Consider the following 20,850-nt stretch of genomic DNA (forward strand, 5'->3'; position numbering starts at 1 on the left):
GCTTTCATCGGTGCTGAACAGTTAGGTATGAGATCCTGAATGATCGAACCATTAATAACCCATGTTGAAAACCTGAGGAACGCTCTTCTGACTCTGAAGCCAACTGGAGAAGATGGCTTTGAAGGGCTTATTGGCGAAGTGCTTGAGGGGATCACGGGCGTCCCCTTTCGTCTTGCGAGTAGCGGCTACCAACGTGGAATCGATGGCAAGGCTGCTTTTGAAGGCGCTGTTGCTTTTGAAGGCAAACTCTACACGAACAAACTGCCGCGCGCAGACGTGCTGTCAAAGATCCCAGACCTTGTCCGCCACAACGATTACGCAGACTTAGTCTGGGTACTAGGCGCAACCTGTGAGGTACCTAGCCAGTTGGCAGATGACTTGCGTGCTGATGGCGCACAGCAAGGTATCAGCATCCTGATCCTAGATTGGACTCCTTCCGATTTTCCACGTTTGGCTGTGGCACTCGCAATAGCTGACATCAAGGCCAAGGCCTTTCTGAAAGCTAATCTTAACAATCAGATGTTAAGTGTGGCGCTTGCTGCACTTGATGCTATTCGTTTAGATACTCGGTTTCCGCACCACGAAGAGTCAATTCGCAGAAGTCTCGACGCGTCGGGAATGGCCACAGTGATGGCAGAGAAGGCCAACGCAATATGGTTCGAAGAAACTGTATCGCAAAAGGCCATTGCGCGCATCGAACTCGGTCAGCCCCTCGCACCCAGAGATCGGGCTGTCACCGTTTTGGCCCGCAACAATTTAGTCATTAAACTGCGGACATATTTATCGAATATGGATGATGACAATATTGTCTGCGTCCATGGCGAGGAAGGCTGTGGCAAATCATGGATCGTGTTGCAGTCCTGGCTTGCACAATCTGACAAGCCTCTTCTGGTGTTTTTAACGCCTGATGATTTTTCAGAGGTCGCTACACAAGACGACATAGAGACACTTCTGATCAAAAAACTCGTCGCGCAGACCGGCGACGTAAAAAGCGATAAGAGCAAAATACGCTGGCGGCGACGACTGAAGGCATGGAAAGCTGAAGGCAAACCGGCACGTCCGCGCTTTGTTTTCGTTTTAGACGGGATCAATCAGCGTCCCGACCGAAAATGGGGAAAGATCGTCGATAATGTCGCCACCTATGTTAACTGGCGTGGCGGTCGCATCGTACTCACTGTACGCACACACTACTTCAACACGCGAGTTAAGAAGGCGCTGACATACCCTGTTAAAGAAGTAGTAGTTCCCAAGTGGGACGCTGACGAGCGTAACAGCATTCTAAGGAAGCATCGGGTTCCCCTGAACAAGCTCAATCCATCTGTTGCAGAATTCCTACGGAATCCGCGCATTTTGTCGATTGCGCTTGAGGTTTTCGGCGATGACGTTGCAATATTTGAGGAACTAAGCATCGACCGCCTGCTGTTCGAGCATATCCTGGCAGGAATCAAGGAAGACTTTGGCGACGATCCTATCGAATTCGTAGCACATCTACGCGGGCAAGCGCAGGAACTACTAATACGCGCTACGAGCCAAGTAAAGGACGATCTGCGCATCTTTGACAACGAAGTTCCAGCGGTTGCCGAAGGCCGCTTCTATTCCGCCGTCCCCGGGGAGCCGCAAAAATACGAACTCAGGGATGAGGGGCTAACATTGGCCCTTGGGTTCTCCATTATCGAAAATCTGCGCAAAGCCAAGCGCAACAACCGTAGTCTTGATGATGCTCTCAAGGAGGTTCTTGAGCCGATCGAAGCGCTGGATAAAACGGCTGAGGCAGTGAAAGCGGCAATTACAGTATGCGCAGCTGACGATGATGAGTATTCACCTGAGATTGCCCAGGCACTTATCAAGGGATTCGCCGAGCTTCAGAACCCACCGCCGGATTCGCTTGACGCCTTGGTCAGTTTAGCAAGGGAAAGACCGCTGGATATCGCAAAGGCGGCTCGGAATCTCTGTTTGGATTCTAGTCACCAGCCAAACTTCGACTGGATACAAGCGGCGCTTGTTCAAGCTGCAAAATCAAGTGCCGTCTGGGATCCGGTGGCACAGGAAGTTCGGGATTGGCTACGCGCATACTCTCTGGCGGTGGAGCGCCGTATGCATTGTCACGTCCGTCGTGATCCCCAGGACAAAGTTAAGCAGGAGCGTGAAAAGCTGCAAGCGGAAATGGATGACAAGCTTGCTGCCCTCTCACCCGCCGAAAAGACTCGTCAGAGACGTCTAATAAAAATGGAGGGTGATCTGGATGCGCTATCAGGGCTTGCTTTGATTTTGTTGGCTGGCAAGAGACTCGCACCGTTCGCAAACGAGCTTACTGACTGGAGTTTTGCCAACGCGCTTAACGGCTCCTATCAGGTGCCAAGCAAGAGTTTCCTAGCCCTCATTAGCCTGAACCTTCGTGATTGGTCAGAGACGCGAAGTGCACTGTTTCGAAGTTGCAAGGATCTGACCTCTGATACCATCTCAAAAACAGGCAAGTGGGCTCTTCTTAGAATCTTGCAAGCAACAGGCGATTCAGGTGACGATCGGGAAGCTAGCATCCTTTATGAGGAACTAACCCAAGATCGTCAGATGCCACCTGGCCTATTCCCTACAAAGGAAAAAATAGAACCCTGTGATCCGTCGGCACCGGTACCTGCTAACATGGATCAAACTGTCCAGCGTTACCAGAACCTTGATTTTACCGCGCTCCGACAGGGCAGAGGGCAATCGTCTCAGGATCACGTTTTTGTTGATTCCCTGCCGGTCGTTGCCCGTTTTGCACTGAAAGCCGCCGCAGCTAAGCTTCGCGAGTTTGCAGAGGACGTTGTAAAACGCACCGACATATCGCTTCGACAAGGGTTATTGGAGCTGCGCGAACATGGCGCGCTCGTCACGGCGGATCAGGCACGGTCGCTGGTCGAAAAATGGAGAAATGCACAAGGAGCAGGCGATAATCAAGGACTGCCAAAAGGTGAGAGCATCTTGCTGCAGTATGAATTGCTCATCGCTTTTCCATTCCTTGATTGCTCCGAGCAGATTGAAATTCTGCTGGCAACGACCGAGGATCAGCCACTCCTGCTGGAACTCATCGATGAAACCAAAATTCCCGATCCACAGATCCTCGACCGTTTCTTAAAAGAAACCCTGGCCGAGGGCACGAAATGTTATAGGCAGCACCTACTTCTTGAGATAGCTGCTGCGACGGGCGCAGAACTCTCAACCGAGATATGCGATTTCACCCGGTCTTCCATTACTTCGAAAGAGGGACGGCTTCGCAGAAGTGCACTCGGTTTGGCAGTCCACTCGGGGCATCCCGCCCTTATAAGGGCGGTAGCGGAGAGTGACTGGAAATACGTTCTGTCCGAGGGCAAAGATAATTTTGAGAACTGGTATGGCTCTCTTGCATTGCTAGAGGCTGCAGAAGCCGGACTCACCGATGAGAGTATGGTTATAGACCGGATTTCACCATCACTCTATGGGCGAGCAGCAACGGTGCTCAAAAGAACAGCGGTTCAGCAAATAGCTCAACGCATTGATGCCTCTATTCACTGTGCAATCGGCCTACCGATTGAACTGGTTACTCCTGAAATTGAGTTGGAGGCAGAGTATATTTTTTCCAAGAATCCAATACTTTTCTCTGTCTCAGAGCGAGAGACGCCCTCAGAGAATATAGAAGATTTTTTCAGACGTTTATCCGAGAGCGATAATGAATTCCGCGATAGGCAAAAACATAATAAAGACTCGTTCGTTGCTTTCAGGGAAGAGCTGACAGCAGCAAAAGCGCATATCATTCTTGATCACCTTACGCATGAGGATTTTGCGGCGTTGGCCGTTATCGATCCCGAAATTATAAATAAGTGGGGTGACCTCTTCATGGAGATCAACGACACTAGGCTCCCAGTCGTCCACAATCTCATTCTGCTGGTGGCTAGTGCGATTGCAGACACCAATCCTGAGAAGAGTGTGCTGCTATTTGAGCGAACGGCACATAGCCGCCCGTTGGTTAGGTTTACATTCGGCAAGAGCGGCGTCGATCTTGGATCAATTAGCGTCTGGAAGGGCGGCACATCTTCATTTATTGATGCGTTGCGTAGAAAGCGGCTGAATCGTGCGGCAACTGACCAAGCAATTGCAGTTGAAGTATTATCTGCTCTGCAATGCAATCAAGGTTCATTTCTTGATGCCTATGTCGATGAAAAGATTGCACAGCCCGAGCCAGCAGAAATTGCTCGCGGGCTCATGGTTGCCGGCTTTTGCGATAAAAGCCCACACAGTGAAAGGATATTAGCGGAATTCAAAGATACCGAGGGCCTTCCCGGCAAAGCATACGCGGCGGCGATCACTGCCTATCGTTATAATAGCTGGGCTCGACACTGGTTCAAGATCATGTGCGAAACCAATAATCCTGTCACGTTTTGGCAGGCTGGGGTTCTTTTCACACAATGTGTTGATGGCCGGTTTGATATGTGGAGAGATAGCTTTACTCAAGATGGCGGATCGATTGCAGCCTTTGGCACGAGCCTGAAAAACCCACTGAATAGACGCTACGGAAAACTCGAAAAGGAGCGCCAGAAACGACTTTTCGGGCAGGACGCTCCGCCAGCAATTTTCATCCACTCAGCCGATTAAGTGTTGTGATGGTAGACCTTATCTTCTTAAGGCATTGCATTATTTAATTTATTTTCCAGCATATAACAAGTTGCTGCATTCGGAAAAATTATTTGCTGCGCTCCTGATTTTCCGGTGGACACGGGGGTGGGCCAAATAGGAGATATCGTTATCTTTAAGAGATTTGAACGCCAAGCCTTTATTGTATTGCTGGTTGCGACTTTGATTAGCCTAGTTGTAAGCATCTATTCAGTTATTGCGGGTGCTGCTAACCCTGCAAAATGGCTAGCTTCTTCTGGCTTGCTTGCTACAGCCTCTGGTGTTTTTCAACTTGAGGTGAGTGGACTGTTTAAAAGGTAATGGATGAATATGGTAGCGAGAATGAGTTTCCTTATGGTAGTCCGTCGTATATTACACGGCAGATTATTGATAACCCAGATAGGCCATTCTCAACATGGGTGCGGAATATATTGCATTTACAATGCAGCAACTGGGTTTTGGTTAATCATTGCTGGAACTTATATACAACTTATAGCTGTCTGGGTTTAAGTGACAATATGACACAACAAGGCGCTCCAGCCGCCCCGGAAACTGCTGGACGTCTGAGTTACCACATTAAATTAGTGGAATCTAAAAGACTGCTCTTGGCCGAAAACCGACACCACCAGCGATAATGTCGACTTTGATCCTGGATTCATAGAATAACCGCAGCACTTTGGATCACACAGTAGAGGAAGGAGGGCCAGCGCCGGTACCCTCTCGACTTTACCGACCAAAGTGAAGCAGAGAATGGGATACCGACAACTGACCCAGGCCCAACGATACCAAATTTTCGCTTACCTCGAGACTGGCATCAGCCAGCGACAGATAGCCAAGGCTATTGGGGTTCACAGCAGCACCATTAGCCGGGAGATAAAGCGCAATGGGCTTACTGCTGGCTATGCGCCTGAGCAGGCTCAATTGAGAAGTGATCAGCGTCGACGCAGCGCCTGGAAAGTGACGAAGCGACTGCCCAGCCTAATTCGATGGGTCACTGATCAACTGATGGACGAATGGAGCCCCCAGCAAATTAGTGGCTTCATGGCGAATGCCAACGGCGTTTGCGTAAGCCATCAGTGGATCTATGCGTTAATCTGGGACGACAAGAAACACGGCGGCGACTTATGGAAGCGACTCCGCTTACCACACCAGCGGCGCTATCAGCGCCGATTGGCCAAGCATGCGGGATTGGGCAAAATTCCACACCGGGTAGGTATTGAACAACGTCCCGCCGAAGTGGAAGAAAGGCGCCATATCGGCCATTGGGAAGGCGATACGGTGCTCAAGGGCCACAAAGAATCCGGCCTGGTGACCCTGGTCGAGAGACGCAGCGGATACCTCTTGGCAGCGCGCCTGCCGACAATCACGGCCACAGGAACGGCCAAAGCGATGACCCGGTTATTAAAACCACGCCGAGGTGCAGTGCAGACCATCACCTTGGATAACGGTTCGGAATTCGCCGAGCACCGACAGGTTGCCAAGGCCGTCTCGGCCAAGACCTATTTTTGCGACCCGTACCGCTCATGCCAGCGTGGCACCAATGAAAACACCAACGGACTGATTCGCCAATATTTCCCGAAAGGGACGGACTTCCGAAAGGTGAGCGACTCAGCACTGAGGCGAGTCGTTGCCAAGCTGAATAATCGCCCCAGAAAACGCTTGGGGTATCGGACACCGGCACAAGTGTTCCTGGGAGAGTATTCAGGAGCGCTGGAAACCGCGGGTGCTGCGCTTAATGTTTGAATTCAGGATTACAACCTGCCCATCCCACTAACCTTCATCACCTCCCTTGTCATCGCATCATTTAGCTTTCCGCGTTTAGCTTCGATCTGCGTGAGCCAATCGCGGGCGCGGGTGATGCTGGTGTAGGCCAGCTCGCGGGTGAGAATTGGGTTGGGCGTTTGCGGTAGCAGCAGGGCGGTGTGATGAAACTCCGAACCTTGTGATTTCTGTACCGTCATCGCGAACACGGGTTCAAATGCTTGCAGCTAGCAGGGTTTACGGCGTGATGGCTATCATTTGCGATCAGACAGGTTTATAAAATGGGCGTGCGGTAGCGACCATTCTGTCACCATCGATTCGATAGGAAAAAGCTCATGCCATTAGCGCAACTGCTGGTGCCCACCTATAAACAAATGCTTGGCGCGCTTTCGAGCTGGCTGAAAAAGGCGCAGGCACAGATGCCTGAAGCTGATGCACAAGCACTGCTTTCTGCACGTCTCGCACCGGATATGTATCCGCTGTCGACTCAGGTTCGGTTTGCTTGTGTACAGGTTCAAGAAGCGATTTGCCGGCTTCAAGACAAGGCGCTGACACCCACTATCAGGGCACTGCTCGAAGAAGGGCGAAACGCCGGAGAGCAACCCGGTTCATTCGCGGATGCGCAAGCGCGTATTGATGAAACCATTGCTTTGCTCGACGGCCTTTCCCGCGATGCGCTGGATGTAGACGCGGACAAGCCCCTGGTGCATGAGCTTCCCAACGGCATGGTTCTCGATTTAACCGCTGAACAATATGCGCGGGATTGGACACTGGCTCAGTTTTATTTTCACCTCATGACCGCCTATTCCATATTGCGCAGTGAGAAGGTTGAACTTGGAAAAGCCGATTATGTAGCGCACCTGTTTCCGTATATTCGCCCTGAAACGATCCCTCAAGCTTGAATGCTTGGTTATGGCGAGCAATGTGACAGCGTATCCGTTGAACGAGCTCAGCATACAGCCAGCGAAAGTTCACTGGCTGGTTTTTCTCTGCGCTGAACACCAGCCCCGCTTTAAAGTAGTGAGCCTTACTCCGCGTACCCACTCACTCTCATAACCTCCCGTGTCACCGCATCATTCAATATCCCGCGTTTGGCTTCGATCAGTGTGAGCCAGTCGCGGGCGCGGGTGATGCCGGTGTAGACCAGCTCGCGGGTGAGAATCGAGTTGGGTGTTTGCGGTAGCAGTAGGGCGGTGTGCTGAAACTCCGAGTTGTGTACCGTCATTGCGAATGCGGTTTCTACCGAGTACAGGAAGGAAGGCATCAGCCATTGTAAGGGCAATGCTAATATCGATTTTATTAGCTAAAGGCTGTAGCCATGGGAGATAATTAAATCTTTGCAATTTATACGATCCTTGGCCGCAGAAATTGAGTGCAACACCTGAGCATTTCGCTAAGGTGTTGTCCCATGTCTTACCTCGAACTCAGCATTGAAGAACGTGCCAGCATCCAAGTGGGTCAAGCCCAAGGGATGAGCCTTCGGCATATTGCCCAGCTCTTAGGGCGAGCTCCTTCAACCATCTCTCGTGAAATACGCCGTAACCAAATAGCCCAGAACGGTTACTGTGCCCGGCACGCTCAACGTCAGCGAGAAAAGCGTCGAGCTGCCTGTCGCCCGACACAGAAGCTTGTGCCGGGCACGGAGCGTTTTGACCTCATCGTTTATATGTTGCGACAACGCTTGTCTCCTGAACAAATTAGCGGCAAGCTCAAAATGATGAAACTACCTGATTTGCGCGATGCCTACGTCTGCCGAGAAACCATCTACACGGCCATTTATGCCTTGCCTGTTGGCCACCTTCGCAAGGAACTGATTCACTGCTTGCGACAAGGTAAAACCACACGCAAGCCTCGCCGTGGCGAAGTGGATCGACGTGGACAGATCCCTGACATGGTCAGCATTCACTTACGTCCGCCCGAGGTCAGTAAGCGTGAAATGCCCGGCCACTGGGAGGGCGATCTGATTAAAGGTAAGAATAACGCGTCTGCGGTAGGCACCTTGGTAGAACTTAGTAGTGGCTATCTGATACTCGCAAAAATGGATGACGCCACCGCCACATCCGCCGTCGCAGGCTTTAGTGCTGCCCTGAACCGAATGCCGACCACCGCTCGAAAAAGCATGACTTATGATCAGGGGCGTGAAATGGCACACCATGCAAAAATTACTCAAGAAACCGGTGTTGCGATTTACTTTTGCGATCCCCATAGCCCCTGGCAGCGGGGGGCCAATGAGAATATCAATGGCCTAATCCGTCAATATTTACCGAAAGGAACGGATCTTTCAGTGCATAGCCAGGAAGAGCTAGACGCCATTGCCTTTGAGCTAAATATGCGACCTCGAAAACGCTTTGGGTTTAAATGTCCGATAGAAGTGATGAGCGAGCTGATGACCAAGTACCATGAAAGCCCATCAACCATCCAGTGAGTGTGTTGCACTCAGAGTCTGCATCCGCCATCCAATACTCTCATACCATTGTAATAAATGGTTTGTTTAAAATGCCCTCTAAAGCCTAGGCACTTTTTTGCCTTAGGTTGTGATTTTGGTGAAAACTAGCGAGGCACCTAGTGCTATGAGTGCAATGCCAATACCTTTGTCGACAATGCCTTGCCGTTTAAGTATTCGCTTACGCATAGCAGGCGCGGCGAAGAATAGTGCAACAATGCTAAACCAGACCCAGTGAGCGGCTGACATGAATATACCATAGGCAAAATTTTGACCCAGAGCACTATCAGGTTGAACAACTTGGGTATAAGTAGCAATTACAAATAGCATTGTTTTAGGGTTGAGAGCGTTAGTGAGAAACCCCATTCTAAAAGCAGCGGCTGGTGATGGCGCGATATTTGTAGCCTCTCCAAACGTTAGCTTTGTTTTATTTGTTAGTGATTTATATCCCAAGAAAATAAGATATGACGCTCCAATGATTTTCATAGCCATAAAAAGCGTGGGAGATTCTACGATAAGTACTGCAATACCGAACATGGTGTAAAACACATGCACTTGGACGCCGCAGGCAATTCCTAGAGCTGAAAATAGTCCAATCCGTGAACCGAATGCATAACTATTGCGTGTTACCATCGCAAAATCTGGGCCTGGGCTAATAACTGCTAAAACAGTTATAGTAGCTACTGCTATCAGCTCATTCATCAATGAAACTCCAATAGTGAAGGCGGGGCATCTGCCCCGCCTAATTTTCAACGCTTATTGAAAGTAATAACAAGTACATCACGGTAGCCGTGCTCATTTGAGTCTTCTGCTATTATAGGGGTTACCCCATGAAGGGTTCTTTCATCATTTACAATTGCAGCATCGAAGGGGGTGGTGAGAGTGTGTCGAGCAAGTTCTTTTCTTTCTCGATTGTAGATGCTGGTTTCGCCGCTTAGCACGTTTTTACGATTGACGAGCATCATAAATACAAAGCTAACTCCATCACGATGAATTCCTTCAGGGGTAGGAAGTGCCTGATTGTCAGTAGCAATGATCCGAAATTGGTGCACCTCAATATGCCAGCCATAAAATGGGGCGATACTACTAAACGTTCGTCTGCACAATTCAAGTGCTGCCATCAATATTTTACAGTCAGCGATTGCAGGCTCTATAGGCGCAAAATCTCTAGCTATCCCGCCATTAAGGGTGTTGTAGTCAAGGCTCTGGTAATGCGGTTGGCGTGGTTCAGGTTTAACGCTTGAGCTGGGCTCTGCACTGTAAACCCCATGGCGACGAAAGCGGTACTTACCTCCATCTTTCATATGTTGGTCTTGTTCCAGGCGGTTCCAGCTGTTCTGGAAGTCTTCCCAATCTTCTAACAAACTTTCGTCATCTAACGTAATTAGGCTACGTACATGTTTAGCAGGCAGTAGTGCGAAGTCATTTCTTGCGATGTTTTTGCACAGATCAATCACTTCGCTATGAACACGATCATACATGTGAGGTTGTGGTTGTGGCGGCGTTGGGGATGATATATTTTGCATAACTTCACTCCCTGTATAGTTTTATGTTGCACCTCTTATTGAGGTGATTTAATTATTGAATGCTTGCAAAGCTTATAAAAGCGATTTATCGTGAAGCAAATCTGATAGATTTCATCGAGTATATGAAACTTCCATCTCTTGCATCATTTCGCTTTTTTGAAGCGGCCGCGCAGACAGGTAGCTTTGTAAAAGCCGCCGAGTCCTTGCATGTCACACACGGTGCAGTGAGTCGCCAGGTACGGCTTTTAGAAGATGCTTTGGGGATTGAGTTATTTGAACGGCGCAATAGAGCCATTTTCCTCAATGCCGCAGGCCGCTCATTGCATGAGGTTACTCATTCCGTTTTCGAGCAACTCGAGGGTGCTGTTTATCGATTACAGCATACTGCCCAGAATGAAGTGCTGACGTTATCTTGCGAACCAACCATTGCCATGAAATGGCTAATCCCACGATTACCCGCATTTCATGAAGCTAATCCTGATATCAATCTTCACCTAGTTGCTGCAGGTGGCCCAATCGACTTTGCACGAAGCGGTGTTGACTTAGCGCTTAGGCGCGATGACTTTCACTGGGAGCCTGACATTTATGCAGAGAAAGTATGTGAGGAGTGGGTGGGGCCAGTAAGTCGAGTTAAAAATAGCATCAATGACAATTTTGAAGGTGAGCGTTTGCTACATGCTGGCACTCGTCCTAATGCCTGGCCAACCTGGGAAAAGCTTTCCAATATATCGACCAAAGGAAGCGGTCGAGTTGAGTATGAACACTTCTATTTATGTATACAGGCTGCTGTTTCTGGTTTAGGTATCGCTATGGCATCTTTCTTAATGGTTCAGGACGAATTGGAAAGCGGGCAACTCCACGCACCTTATGGTTTTCTGTTGGATGGCTCAGCCTACTATCTCTTATCACCTGAGTCGCTAGGCATGAATAATAAATGCGCGCGTTTTCAAAGTTGGTTAAAGCAAGAAATGGCCGCTTGTCTGCAGTCGTAACAAGACTAAATGGTTAGTCAGCGATCCAATATCCATGTCAATAAAAGCTAAACATTACTGATAACACAGATGATATCTTTAATAAGTAAAGCGCCTTTGATCATATGGTGGCCATCGTCGCCAAGGCACCTCTATAATGCTTGAATCGGGTATCCCGTCTAGGTGACCAGGATGGAAAGCTAGTTTGTATGCATCCGTGTGCGGGACAATATGTACATTTCTAGGTCATTCATTGGCAAACCGCCAATTTCCTGGCATTCAGAGCGCCCGCCGGAAAAAATATATCCTTGGCGACCATGTATGTTCAGTACGGCGATTTCATCGATTCCCGAGAGGTACGAATCAGGAGCCCCCGTGAATACAGGCATACAAACCCCTGTCGAAATGAGAGGGCGCAATACTTGATCCGTCATGCGACGTTCTCTGGTGATAACCGTTAGCTGGTTACCCGTCAATCGGATCTCATGGGGATTCCAAGGATCCAAAGCCACCTGAAGCCTCTCCTGTGTATCGGAATCAGCAACTGCTGCTATCTGCCACCCTACTAGCAGTAGTCCTATAATAATGCTTCCCGTAACCAGATTACGCATATCTTCTCCTATGACGATTGAATAACTCTCCTAAATACCTACCTCATTAGCCAGCGCTTCAACATCGAACGGCTCAATAGCCTTGAACACTCCTGTCTTGGTCATTTTTCTCCGCAGTTCGAAGCGCTCAAGGGTAGCTGGTGGCTCGATGTTGGCCAGGGCCTTGAAATTGATTTCTCGCCACTGAGGCTTGGTAACCAGGACACTGTAGAGATAGCTTTCGGTGGGCTGACCAGTTCCGGTGTCGAGGGTCGGCACGTAGGCCGATATAAGCGCTACCTGAACGGTTGGAAGACGGTGGTATATCTCACCGAGCACTCGCATCGCCACGCCATGGGCGTAGTCGCGATACAGCATGCGCCGCCTAGTGGCGGCAATTTTTTTGACAGAAACTTTCGGTTGCTTAGCGGCTAGGGTGTACTCCACATCCGGAAAGGCATCCTCCTCAGGTAGCTCGATGTCGATAGCGATGGTGCTGGCATCATCTCCGAGATCAAAACTCACGCTCGTCTCCCTGGGCCACGGGATTTCCCCCAGTTGTTCCTCAAGAATATTGGCCATGGCATCGAGGTTCGTAAGCACTAACTCGGTTTCCTGCTCACGTCGTTGCCGCTCCTGCTCGTTAAAGGCCCGCGCTGCCTCCTCCCATTCGCTAAAGGCGCGAGTATATTGTTCAGCCCGCCGCTCATTTTGCTCTTCTAGCCGACGCCTCGCAGGGGGCCAGATACGGCTCCAGAGTGTTGGCTGAAGAAGAGGATTGCGCTGGGGCTCGGGTTCGGGAAACGCTCGACTCTGAAATGCTGGCTTGTCTCGTGGGGACAGCGTATCGCAATGCACTGTTGCCAATGCAGAGAGGTCGGCGTTCAGCCGATCACATGCTTGTTGGAGCATATCGCGCATGCCTTCTCCAGCGTACTTACGAAGTACACGCAGCTCTGTCTCGTCATATGGCTGGCCATCATCGTCAGTGATCACGAACTCCCCGTCCTCTTGCACACGAACACGCACCACCGCAGAGCCCCCTGCCTTGAGCTGCTGCTCAAGAGCTTTGCCGGGAGAGGGCGCTCCTGCCTGGGTGCTTCGTCTTCCGCGCTTGTTGAGCTTTTCACGGTAGGCGAGGCCGGTGCCCGGCAACCCCACATTGCCATATACACCGCGACTACTAACGTTTATTTTGGCGCCACGAGGGCCTATAGAGGCCCCGATTCCGCTTTTGCTGAGGTTCAGGCTAATGCCTGGGGCAATACGGATACGCCGATTAAATCGAAGTGCCATTCTCCGCTCCCTGTCTTATTACTCGTTATTATCGTCTTCAGCCTGATTCCTATGTCTCCACATGGTATCGCTTAAATCTGCCGCCAAGATGCTGGTGTTATATTCACTTGCCCCACGATAGTGAGTGTGGCTTCGTTCCCCTCGAGCGATGGCCACCATCAAACTCACCGTGCTTGGAATCCGAGGCAGTGTCGACAGCCTTTAGGTCGTAATTCGCAGTAACCGTTGATAGCTAGAATGGGACAAGTCAGCTTAGGGTGCTAGGCTTAATCTAAACATAGTATAACGACAATTCTCATACGTAAGGGATGGCTCTATGCTTGCAGCTTTCACCCAGCCCCGTATCACTCTTTATCCGCACACCCGAGATCTGCGAGTCAGCATCGGTGGCTCCGCACTTACCGACACTACACGCGACATCGAGCTCCGCGAGCTCGACTACCCGTTACAGCAGTATATTCCTCGTGACGCCTTACGGATGGGACTGATGACAGCCTCCGGTAGCAAGACACTGCCCCTTGAAGGGCGATGCTGCCAATTTTTCGTTTGACCAACATACTGATGTGGCATGAGTTACGAGCGGCCAGCAGAAGGAATGGCGGTGATTGAGATAGGGGATACTGTGAATAAACAAATAGCTGGGTGCTATGACTTTAAGGGAGCGTGCCGACGGTGGCGAATACTGGTAGGGCAGCTACTACCTGGACGTTCAATTACCGGCGCGGTAGGGAGCGCATGTGCTGGCACACGGTTTCCCACTGCCCAAACCGGAAACGGTCATACTGGCGAACCAGAACAACTTTTCCATATTTCATGGCATTTTCTCCATCTGATCTCAGCGGGCCGCTGACAGCCTTTACACGACATATGCAAAGCGAGCTTATGCGTAGTAGGGCAGGAAGGAGAGTCCAAGGTGGTAGCTGCGGACATAATGCTACCAGCGTCCCTGGTGGTATGGAAAGTACCTCTTATGGAAATAACTGCATGTGCCTCAGTTAAGCCGAGTTGATCTATATGGCGTTAAACACTTCGGTGTGATATGGCACTTTACAATTGACTAATTTATACATTGATTTGAACTCATTGCCGCGTGCTAAGGACTGTTTATGATCGATAGAATACTGTTGCGTAATGTCTCCAGCTATTCCCCAAACTCAGTCGTTACTATAGCGCCCTTAAAACGTGTGAGCATTTTCTACGGTCAAAACGGCACCGGCAAAACGACCATTAGCAACTACCTTCAAGCGCCTACTGACCCTCGGTTTAATGAGTGCCAGCTTGATCCAGTCAATGCTGACCGCGATATTTTGGTTTATAACCACGTCTTTATGGAGAGGAATTTTCATGAGACTGCTGCTCAGCCCGGCGTATTTACCCTCAATGAGGGCAATGTTGAAGCAGATAAGGCGATAGCGGTGGCCGAGGCTGCCATCAGCTCGCTCACTGCTACTCACGATGCGCATATGGCAGAAGGCAAGCAAGCCAAAGCTGCCCAGGAAGCGGCCAGAGACAAGCTCAAAAACCTTGTCTGGAAGCTCAAGGTGGGCTTTGATAACAGTGCACTTACATACTGTTTCAACCGACTGAATACTAAAGACCGATTGCTAGATGCAGTCTCTGCGGTTGCATTGGTTAGCACGTCCGACACTGAGGATGGGCTCCTTGCCGAGGCTGCTCAGTTGCAAGGTGCGAGCGATGTTGAGTTGCCGCATATTCCACATTTGAGGTTTGAAGGTGCGGGGATAGAAGCCGACCCGATTTTAAAAGAAGTCATCGTCGGCAAGGGTGATTCGTATTTGTCGGAACTAATCCAAGAGTTGGGTAACTCGGATTGGGTCAAGCATGCATTGAGATTTGAATCGCACTCGAAAGACCAGTGCCCTTTGTGTCAGCAACCATTACCGGTAAATTTCTATGCTGAGCTATATAAGGTATTTGATCAGACCTACGAAAAGCGATTAACGGCTCTTACAACGCTGCAGCAGCGATATACAGGCGCTGTCGAGCGGATTCTTCGCCAAAGTGAGGCCCCTATTTACAGCATAGAGTCGATTCAGATTCACGTGGCGAATCTGCGGGCTATGCTTCAGAAAAACATTCAGGCCTTATCGGCCAAGGTGGCCAGCCCTTCAACGGTTGTCACCTTGAATGCCACAGATGTGATGATTACATCCCTCAACAATGCGATTAGCTTAGAACAGGAGAAAATCGACGATATCAACGCCAAGATCAAACACAAGCAGGCCCACCTAGATAGCATCAAAGATCGGTTTTGGAGCTGGTTTAGAAATGCGTGCGAGCCCCACCTTGCAGCTTTTTCGGCGGAAGATAAGCTACTGACGAAGAAGAGACAGGCAGCTAAAGATGAGGTTGTGCAGGTACGTGCCAAAATAACCGCCCAGCGCGACATAATCAAAGCGTCTCGCGCTGAGACAACAAACGTTGATCAGTCTGTGGAGAGCATCAACCAATGGCTTCGGCTCCTGGGCTTGAAGGGGTTTGAGCTTATCAAGGAAGAGGGCTCTGTTCCCCAGTATCGCCTACATCGTCCTACGCAGAATGATGGGGTATTCAAGTCGCTAAGTGAGGGGGAGAAAACTTTAATCTCGTTTCTTTATTTTCTAGAGGTTTGTAACGGGGAGTTGAACGCTGCAGGTGGTAGCATCAAGAGTGAACGCATCATCGTTATTGATGACCCCATTTCGAGTTTGTCCCACAATTATGTCTACGATATCGCCTCGTTGATTCGTCGCTTAGTACTTCATCCTAATACACGCTTCAAGCAGGTAATCATCCTGACTCACAACCTGTTTTTCTTCCATGAGATGCATAAGCTGCTGCAGGATGATAAGGAAAATTCGCTCGCGCTATTTCGTGTCACCAAAGCCGATTACAGCAACGTGGTACCTATGCGAAAAGGCGAGATCCAAAATGACTACCAAGCACTCTGGCAAACGCTCAAAGATGCACTCAGCGGTTCGGCGTCACCTAGTGTGATTCCCAATATTATGCGAAACATCCTGGAGCATTACTTCACCTTTGTGCATCAGAAAGAAAGCTTGCGCAAAGCTTTGCTAGAGCTAAATGACGAAAACCCTCAATTTAGGGCGCTCTATAGGTACATGAACCGAGAATCTCATGCTGATTCGGTCAACCTAACTGACTTTGGTGAGATAGATCCGCACATATTCGTAGATCGATTTAGAGAAGTTTTTATCAAAACCGAGTTTGAAGCGCATTTTGATAAGATGATGTCCTGATTTGTTAGAGCATGCGCTGGATCGTATGTAATGGGAGTAGATGATTATGAGTGTCTGTTCGTGGTCGGATTGTGATCCTGAGCAGATGTTCTGTAAAATGCAGCAGGCGCGCGAGTTTTGAATATAAAACTTAATGGGAATAAAGAATGATGACTATCATATTCTTAGACTTTATTTTCCAGGTTGCATTTATCGAATAAAGGCTCTGGTACGTTTGTTAGGTTATAAAGTTGGAAGTCTAATACGCTGTTATATTTTTATGAGGGTTTATGAATAAAATTGAAGATTTGTATGGAAGTGACCTGGAAAATGAATATTTTTATATTTTTCCTATGGAGAGGCTTTGTTTAAAAAAGGAAGAGTCATTAGGTAATATAAGGATTTTCCCTAAAGGCAGTATCGATATTGATGATATGTTTAGTAATACAGTTATCATGTCTAAAGAAGGTAAAGATAAATTTGAGCTAAACGTTGAGAGGTTTAAATCTAACCCACTAGCTGTAATCAATGACCTAAGTTATGCTGATTACTCGGGCAGTGTATCAAGTGATTTGAAAATTATGAATGCTGCAATATCTAAAGCCTCCATAATTATTGATTATATAAAATTTAAGTTTTGCTCCTTAGTGCTTCCAAAAACCATGCCGGCAAGGTTAGGGCAGATTGCAACAGGAGAGACTTTACTGTTGATGTACAATGGGAAAGGAAGCCCTTTTACTCGCATCATAGATACTACTATCTACAGTAATACCTTAACAGCAGGGGTTGGTTTAGACCTTAATTCCGAAATTTTTGCTAATTTTAATTTGCTAAATACTGATATTGGAGAGGTCGGAAACACAGCGAAACAAGCATTGAGAATGTTTTCTAATGCACTAGAAGAAAATGATAATACAGGCAAATTCATCGAAATAATGAGGTTGTTTGAATTTATCGCTGACCCAAATAGTTTTACTAAATTCCAGAAGGTTAGAAATAAAATTGCGGCTCATATAGCCGAGAACAGTTCGGACATTAATAGGTTGCAGGAAGAGTTCAGGTATTATTCTAGTGGGGACAGTGAAGATGGGTTGCGCACAGAGATCATCCACAATGGTAAGAACCTAGAAATGTTGATACCAGAACCTAGTGAACAGATAGATCTATTCAATAAATTACAGCTATATATAACAAAATGTATTAGGGACCTAATTTTATTTTACGATAAAAGCTGGGTTGAACTCGAAGAAATAAGAAATTTAAAATTAGATAAAGCAAAAAATAATAAAATAAAAACTAGAGTAGTGAATTATTCCAGTACTGCAGTTTTAATTGATGCTAATTTCCTTAGAGAGTCTATTGAAAAATTTTCACCAATGTATCAAGAGTTGCACCCAAGAATCGATTTTAGCAATTTGAGATTAGAAGAGATAATTTATGAGGCTATAAGAAACTGTAAAGTGCTAGAGAAAAATAAAACTTATAAAGTATATTTTTTCTCTAATGGGATTGGTGAAATTCCTTTGGTTAAGATACCAGTTGCTTCTTTAGATGGTGCTAAAATTAAATGTAAGGATTGCAATTTTGAACTGGTCGCATTTAACTTCGAGGAAAAAGTAAAAAAAGTAGAGGCTGTATACACTGTCACTAATGATATTTTTCAAGACAAGTCATCTTTTGATTCTTCAACTCTTTCTTTCCATAATGTTGTCTTTATTGGAGACGACCCTGAATATATTGAGCTTCTGACAAGCATGAATGCGAAAGATAACCGAAAGCTAACGATTGTAAAATGCGCACATTATTCTCACATGGAACATCGAATTCCATTTTTTGATGTCGGGCATTTAGTAGGAATGTCGTTTGGTTTGTCTCCTAGTCAGCTATAAAAATATAAAAAGGCATTTAATATTAATTAAAACAGTGGCTTAGGTTATACTGCGCTGCACATTATAATACGCCATTTAAGCCCGCATAATGCGGCATTATATCAGTGCATTCCTAAAAGAATGCTTCTGACCGAGAGCCGACACCACCAACGGCAATGTCGGTTTTGATCACAACATCTCCAACCCACTCACCCTCATAACCTCCCTAGTCACCGCATCATTCAATATCCCGCGTTTAGCTTCGATCACCGTCAGCCAGTCGCGGGCGCGGGTGATGCCAGTGTAGACCAGCTCGCGGGTGAGGATCGGGTTGGGCGTTTGCGGTAGCAGTAGGGCGGTGTGCTGAAACTCCGAGCCTTGTGATTTGTGTACTGTCATCGCGAACACGGTTTCTACCGCGTGTAGGCGGGAAGGCAGCACCCAGTGAATGGGGTTTTCCGGGTCACTGGTCGGAAAGGCTACGCGAAGAAGCGATCTTCCAGGCGCTCCTGATGAAGAGCGGGGATCAGGCACCGCCATTGTGATGCCGATATCGCCGTTCATCAGTTTTAGGCCGTAGTCGTTTTGGGTGACCAGCACCGGGCGGCCTTCGAACCAGCTTTTTTCTAACGTGTGGTCGTTGCCATACAGCAGCTTTTCGCGACGCAATGTTTTGGCGATGCGCAGGTTTAAGCCTTCTACTCCCCATGGGCCTTTGCGTAGCGCGCACAGCAGCTGAAAGCGGCTGTAGGCGGTTAGCACTTGTTTTGCCCAGGCATCGTAAATATCGCCGTTCTCTTCAAATGTTAGTGCCGTATCAGGCCGTTCACTCGCCAGGGTATTCAGGTAGTACTGGTAGCCGGTGGGCGGTGCAATTGGCTCGCCTTTAAAATTGGTGCGGCCTTCGCCTGCGTTGGGAAAACGTTCCGGGCTGCCGGTGATCACCAGGCGCTCTAGGGCGCTGTCTTCGTTTTGTGCGTCGGGCTTCAACACCAGGTGGTGCAGGTCGGCGTAGCCGTTATTCAGTACGCCATGCACGGCTTGGTGTTTATCCCGTTCCCGCAATGCCTCATTTAGCGGTTGGTTAATCGCCTGGGCGAGCTGGCCGATGCCGCTTGTTTCAGTAAAGCGGTGGCTTACCCGCAGCATGGTAATGGCTTGGTCCAGCGGCTGGCCGTCCGGGTCGATTAATGCATCTGGCAGCGGGTGGTCGGTGAGTACGGCCAGCCACTGCGCCGTGGCGGGTGTGTAGTGGGCGGCGTCGGCGCGGCGGCACAGGTCGCCCAGCACGGCGCCTGCTTCTACGGATGCCAGCTGATCTTTATCCCCCAGCAGCACCAGCTTGGCGCTGGCGGGTAGGGCGCTGAGCAGCGCCGTCATCATTTCGATATCCACCATTGAGGCTTCGTCCACCACCAGCACATCCAGCGCCAGCGGGTTGGCGGCGTTGTGGCGGAAGTGGCGGGTGTCGGCTCTTGCGCCTAGTAGGCGGTGAAGGGTGGTGACTTCTGTGGGGATGGCTGCTTGTAGTTGGGCGGTGCTTGAATCATCGCCCGATAAATCGGCCTCCCACAAAGTGGCTAAATCATTTATGGGGAGCTTTGCAACTTGTCCGGCGATGGATTCATTTAGCCGTGCGGCGGCCTTGCCGGTGGGGGCGGCCAAGCGAATGCGTAGCGGGTGGGCGTGGGGTCGGCTCAGTTGCAAGGTTTGTAGCAGGGCCAGCAGGCGCACAACCGTGGTGGTTTTACCGGTGCCGGGGCCTCCGGTGATGATCGCGAAGGGGCTGCGGGCGGCTAGGGCGCAGGCGGTTTTTTGCCAATCCAGAGTGGTGGTGGCGGGGAATAACGCATCCAGCGCGCTTTTGAGTATTTGGGGGTGACTATCGTCACCCTTCGCGAGCTGAAGCTCCCTCCCACCAGTTTTATCCAGTTCTGCGGTGGCTAATCGGGCGGCGATTTCCTGGTGCAGGGTTTGCTCGAACTGCCAGTAGCGGCGCAGGTAGAGTTTGCTGGTGTTGACGCTGTGGCTCACCACCAGCGGCGTATTGCCCGGGCCGTCGCTGATCAATGTGGGGTGGTGGAGCGCGGCCTGCCACTCGGGCAGCGTTAGCGTGGTCAGTACATGGCTGGGCAGCGGCGGCGGGTCGTTCAGGTCGTCGCCTTCCGGCGGCAGCGAAAGTGCAAAATCCGGGGCTTCCAGGGTAGCAACTATATCCAGGCACACATGGCCACGGCCAAGCTGGTGGCTGGCAAGCGCCGCGCCTAGCAACAGCAGCGGCGGGGCGTTGTGGGTTTCACGGTCGAGAAAGCGCACCAGGGCCAGATCCAGATCCCGCAGCCAGCCACGGGAAACCCAGCGCTCACACAGCAGGAGTAGCGCGGCGGTATCGCTTAGCGCGGGGTGCGGCTGGGTAGCACTGGCGGCTGATTCTGTCGGTGGTGTTACCGATGCGGTTGAATCAAGTGCAGCGGGCGGCGCGTCATCGGCGAACAGATCAAGGTTCATGGAGCCCCCGTTCTTGGAGGCT

14 protein-coding genes and 2 pseudogenes are annotated in these 20,850 nt (G+C 49.5%); 9 read left to right on the top strand and 7 right to left on the bottom strand.

Going from position 1 to position 20,850, the window contains the following annotated elements:
- Positions 1-39: 39 nt before the first annotated feature.
- The 3 genes from AC4EYZ_RS20420 to AC4EYZ_RS20430 all read left to right on the top strand — a co-directional run bounded on the left by AC4EYZ_RS20420 (position 40) and on the right by AC4EYZ_RS20430 (position 6,369).
- The gene (locus AC4EYZ_RS20420; protein WP_490203983.1) at positions 40-4,608 is read left to right on the top strand and encodes an NACHT domain-containing protein; all 4,569 of its coding nucleotides are present in this window, start codon (positions 40-42) and stop codon (positions 4,606-4,608) included.
- A 126-nt stretch (positions 4,609-4,734) separates the two neighbouring features.
- Positions 4,735-4,947: a hypothetical protein gene (locus tag AC4EYZ_RS20425; protein WP_490203984.1), complete on the top strand. Its 213-nt coding sequence runs from the start codon at positions 4,735-4,737 to the stop codon at positions 4,945-4,947.
- Between the two features lie 429 nt (positions 4,948-5,376).
- A complete protein-coding gene (locus AC4EYZ_RS20430; protein WP_490203942.1) occupies positions 5,377-6,369 on the top strand; it encodes an IS30 family transposase in 993 nt (330 codons plus the stop codon).
- 8 nt (positions 6,370-6,377) lie between these two features.
- On the opposite strand, the pseudogene AC4EYZ_RS20435 reads toward AC4EYZ_RS20430, so the two are convergent.
- Positions 6,378-6,614, bottom strand: a pseudogene (locus AC4EYZ_RS20435) (ATP-binding domain-containing protein); the annotation flags it as partial.
- A 108-nt stretch (positions 6,615-6,722) separates the two neighbouring features.
- Between AC4EYZ_RS20435 and AC4EYZ_RS20440 the strand changes: the two are divergent.
- The gene (locus AC4EYZ_RS20440; RefSeq protein WP_490203985.1) at positions 6,723-7,289 is read left to right on the top strand and encodes a DUF1993 domain-containing protein; all 567 of its coding nucleotides are present in this window, start codon (positions 6,723-6,725) and stop codon (positions 7,287-7,289) included.
- Positions 7,290-7,414: 125 nt separating this feature from the next.
- Here AC4EYZ_RS20440 and AC4EYZ_RS20445 read toward each other — a convergent pair.
- Positions 7,415-7,666: pseudogene (locus tag AC4EYZ_RS20445) on the bottom strand (ATP-binding domain-containing protein); the annotation flags it as partial.
- Positions 7,667-7,795: 129 nt separating this feature from the next.
- Here AC4EYZ_RS20445 and AC4EYZ_RS20450 point away from each other — a divergent pair.
- Positions 7,796-8,812: an IS30 family transposase gene (locus AC4EYZ_RS20450; RefSeq protein ID WP_317998401.1), complete on the top strand. Its 1,017-nt coding sequence runs from the start codon at positions 7,796-7,798 to the stop codon at positions 8,810-8,812.
- Between the two features lie 102 nt (positions 8,813-8,914).
- Here the strand turns inward: AC4EYZ_RS20450 and AC4EYZ_RS20455 are convergent, their stop codons facing one another.
- Positions 8,915-9,532, bottom strand: coding sequence for a LysE family translocator (locus tag AC4EYZ_RS20455; RefSeq protein ID WP_474192417.1), 618 nt, complete (start codon positions 9,530-9,532; stop codon positions 8,915-8,917).
- A 47-nt stretch (positions 9,533-9,579) separates the two neighbouring features.
- Complete coding sequence (locus AC4EYZ_RS20460; protein ID WP_474192418.1) at positions 9,580-10,356, bottom strand: 2OG-Fe dioxygenase family protein; 777 nt, start codon at positions 10,354-10,356, stop codon at positions 9,580-9,582.
- Positions 10,357-10,415: 59 nt separating this feature from the next.
- Here AC4EYZ_RS20460 and AC4EYZ_RS20465 point away from each other — a divergent pair, with 59 nt between their 5' ends.
- Complete coding sequence (locus AC4EYZ_RS20465; RefSeq protein WP_474192419.1) at positions 10,416-11,348, top strand: LysR substrate-binding domain-containing protein; 933 nt, start codon at positions 10,416-10,418, stop codon at positions 11,346-11,348.
- A gap of 179 nt (positions 11,349-11,527) precedes the next feature.
- On the opposite strand, the gene AC4EYZ_RS20470 is transcribed toward AC4EYZ_RS20465, so the two are convergent.
- A complete protein-coding gene (locus tag AC4EYZ_RS20470) occupies positions 11,528-11,938 on the bottom strand; it encodes a hypothetical protein (RefSeq protein ID WP_474192420.1) in 411 nt (136 codons plus the stop codon).
- Positions 11,939-11,968: 30 nt separating this feature from the next.
- On the bottom strand, positions 11,969-13,213 hold the full coding sequence (locus AC4EYZ_RS20475; RefSeq protein WP_474192421.1) for a DUF4236 domain-containing protein: 1,245 nt from the start codon (positions 13,211-13,213) through the stop codon (positions 11,969-11,971).
- A 316-nt stretch (positions 13,214-13,529) separates the two neighbouring features.
- Between AC4EYZ_RS20475 and AC4EYZ_RS20480 the strand changes: the two genes are divergently transcribed.
- The 3 genes from AC4EYZ_RS20480 (at position 13,530) to AC4EYZ_RS20490 (ending at position 18,341) form a co-directional block, all read left to right on the top strand.
- Positions 13,530-13,763, top strand: coding sequence for a DUF427 domain-containing protein (locus AC4EYZ_RS20480; protein ID WP_474192422.1), 234 nt, complete (start codon positions 13,530-13,532; stop codon positions 13,761-13,763).
- A 556-nt stretch (positions 13,764-14,319) separates the two neighbouring features.
- Complete coding sequence (locus AC4EYZ_RS20485; RefSeq protein WP_474192423.1) at positions 14,320-16,473, top strand: AAA family ATPase; 2,154 nt, start codon at positions 14,320-14,322, stop codon at positions 16,471-16,473.
- Between the two features lie 269 nt (positions 16,474-16,742).
- On the top strand, positions 16,743-18,341 hold the full coding sequence (locus tag AC4EYZ_RS20490) for a hypothetical protein (RefSeq protein ID WP_490203986.1): 1,599 nt from the start codon (positions 16,743-16,745) through the stop codon (positions 18,339-18,341).
- Positions 18,342-18,509: 168 nt separating this feature from the next.
- Here the strand turns inward: AC4EYZ_RS20490 and recD are convergent, their stop codons facing one another.
- Positions 18,510-20,828 carry an exodeoxyribonuclease V subunit alpha gene (gene recD, locus AC4EYZ_RS20495; protein WP_490204294.1) on the bottom strand — a complete coding sequence of 773 codons (2,319 nt, stop codon included), beginning with the start codon at positions 20,826-20,828 and terminating at the stop codon, positions 18,510-18,512.
- Positions 20,829-20,850 lie beyond the last annotated feature (22 nt).

The sequence above is a fragment of the Vreelandella sp. 162(4c) genome (assembly GCF_058152265.1).

Excerpts from the sequence above, each read along its gene's own strand:
- AC4EYZ_RS20420 (WP_490203983.1), top strand. The coding sequence starts at position 40 with ATGATCGAACCATTAATAACCCATGTTGAAAACCTGAGGAACGCTCTT.
- AC4EYZ_RS20470 (WP_474192420.1), bottom strand. The coding sequence starts at position 11,938 with ATGCGTAATCTGGTTACGGGAAGCATTATTATAGGACTACTGCTAGTA.
- AC4EYZ_RS20485 (WP_474192423.1), top strand. The coding sequence starts at position 14,320 with ATGATCGATAGAATACTGTTGCGTAATGTCTCCAGCTATTCCCCAAAC.
- AC4EYZ_RS20440 (WP_490203985.1), top strand. The coding sequence starts at position 6,723 with ATGCCATTAGCGCAACTGCTGGTGCCCACCTATAAACAAATGCTTGGC.
- AC4EYZ_RS20460 (WP_474192418.1), bottom strand. The coding sequence starts at position 10,356 with ATGCAAAATATATCATCCCCAACGCCGCCACAACCACAACCTCACATG.
- AC4EYZ_RS20480 (WP_474192422.1), top strand. The coding sequence starts at position 13,530 with ATGCTTGCAGCTTTCACCCAGCCCCGTATCACTCTTTATCCGCACACC.
- AC4EYZ_RS20455 (WP_474192417.1), bottom strand. The coding sequence starts at position 9,532 with ATGAATGAGCTGATAGCAGTAGCTACTATAACTGTTTTAGCAGTTATT.
- AC4EYZ_RS20430 (WP_490203942.1), top strand. The coding sequence starts at position 5,377 with ATGGGATACCGACAACTGACCCAGGCCCAACGATACCAAATTTTCGCT.
- AC4EYZ_RS20475 (WP_474192421.1), bottom strand. The coding sequence starts at position 13,213 with ATGGCACTTCGATTTAATCGGCGTATCCGTATTGCCCCAGGCATTAGC.
- AC4EYZ_RS20450 (WP_317998401.1), top strand. The coding sequence starts at position 7,796 with ATGTCTTACCTCGAACTCAGCATTGAAGAACGTGCCAGCATCCAAGTG.
- recD (WP_490204294.1), bottom strand. The coding sequence starts at position 20,828 with ATGAACCTTGATCTGTTCGCCGATGACGCGCCGCCCGCTGCACTTGAT.
- AC4EYZ_RS20465 (WP_474192419.1), top strand. The coding sequence starts at position 10,416 with ATGCTTGCAAAGCTTATAAAAGCGATTTATCGTGAAGCAAATCTGATA.
- AC4EYZ_RS20490 (WP_490203986.1), top strand. The coding sequence starts at position 16,743 with ATGAATAAAATTGAAGATTTGTATGGAAGTGACCTGGAAAATGAATAT.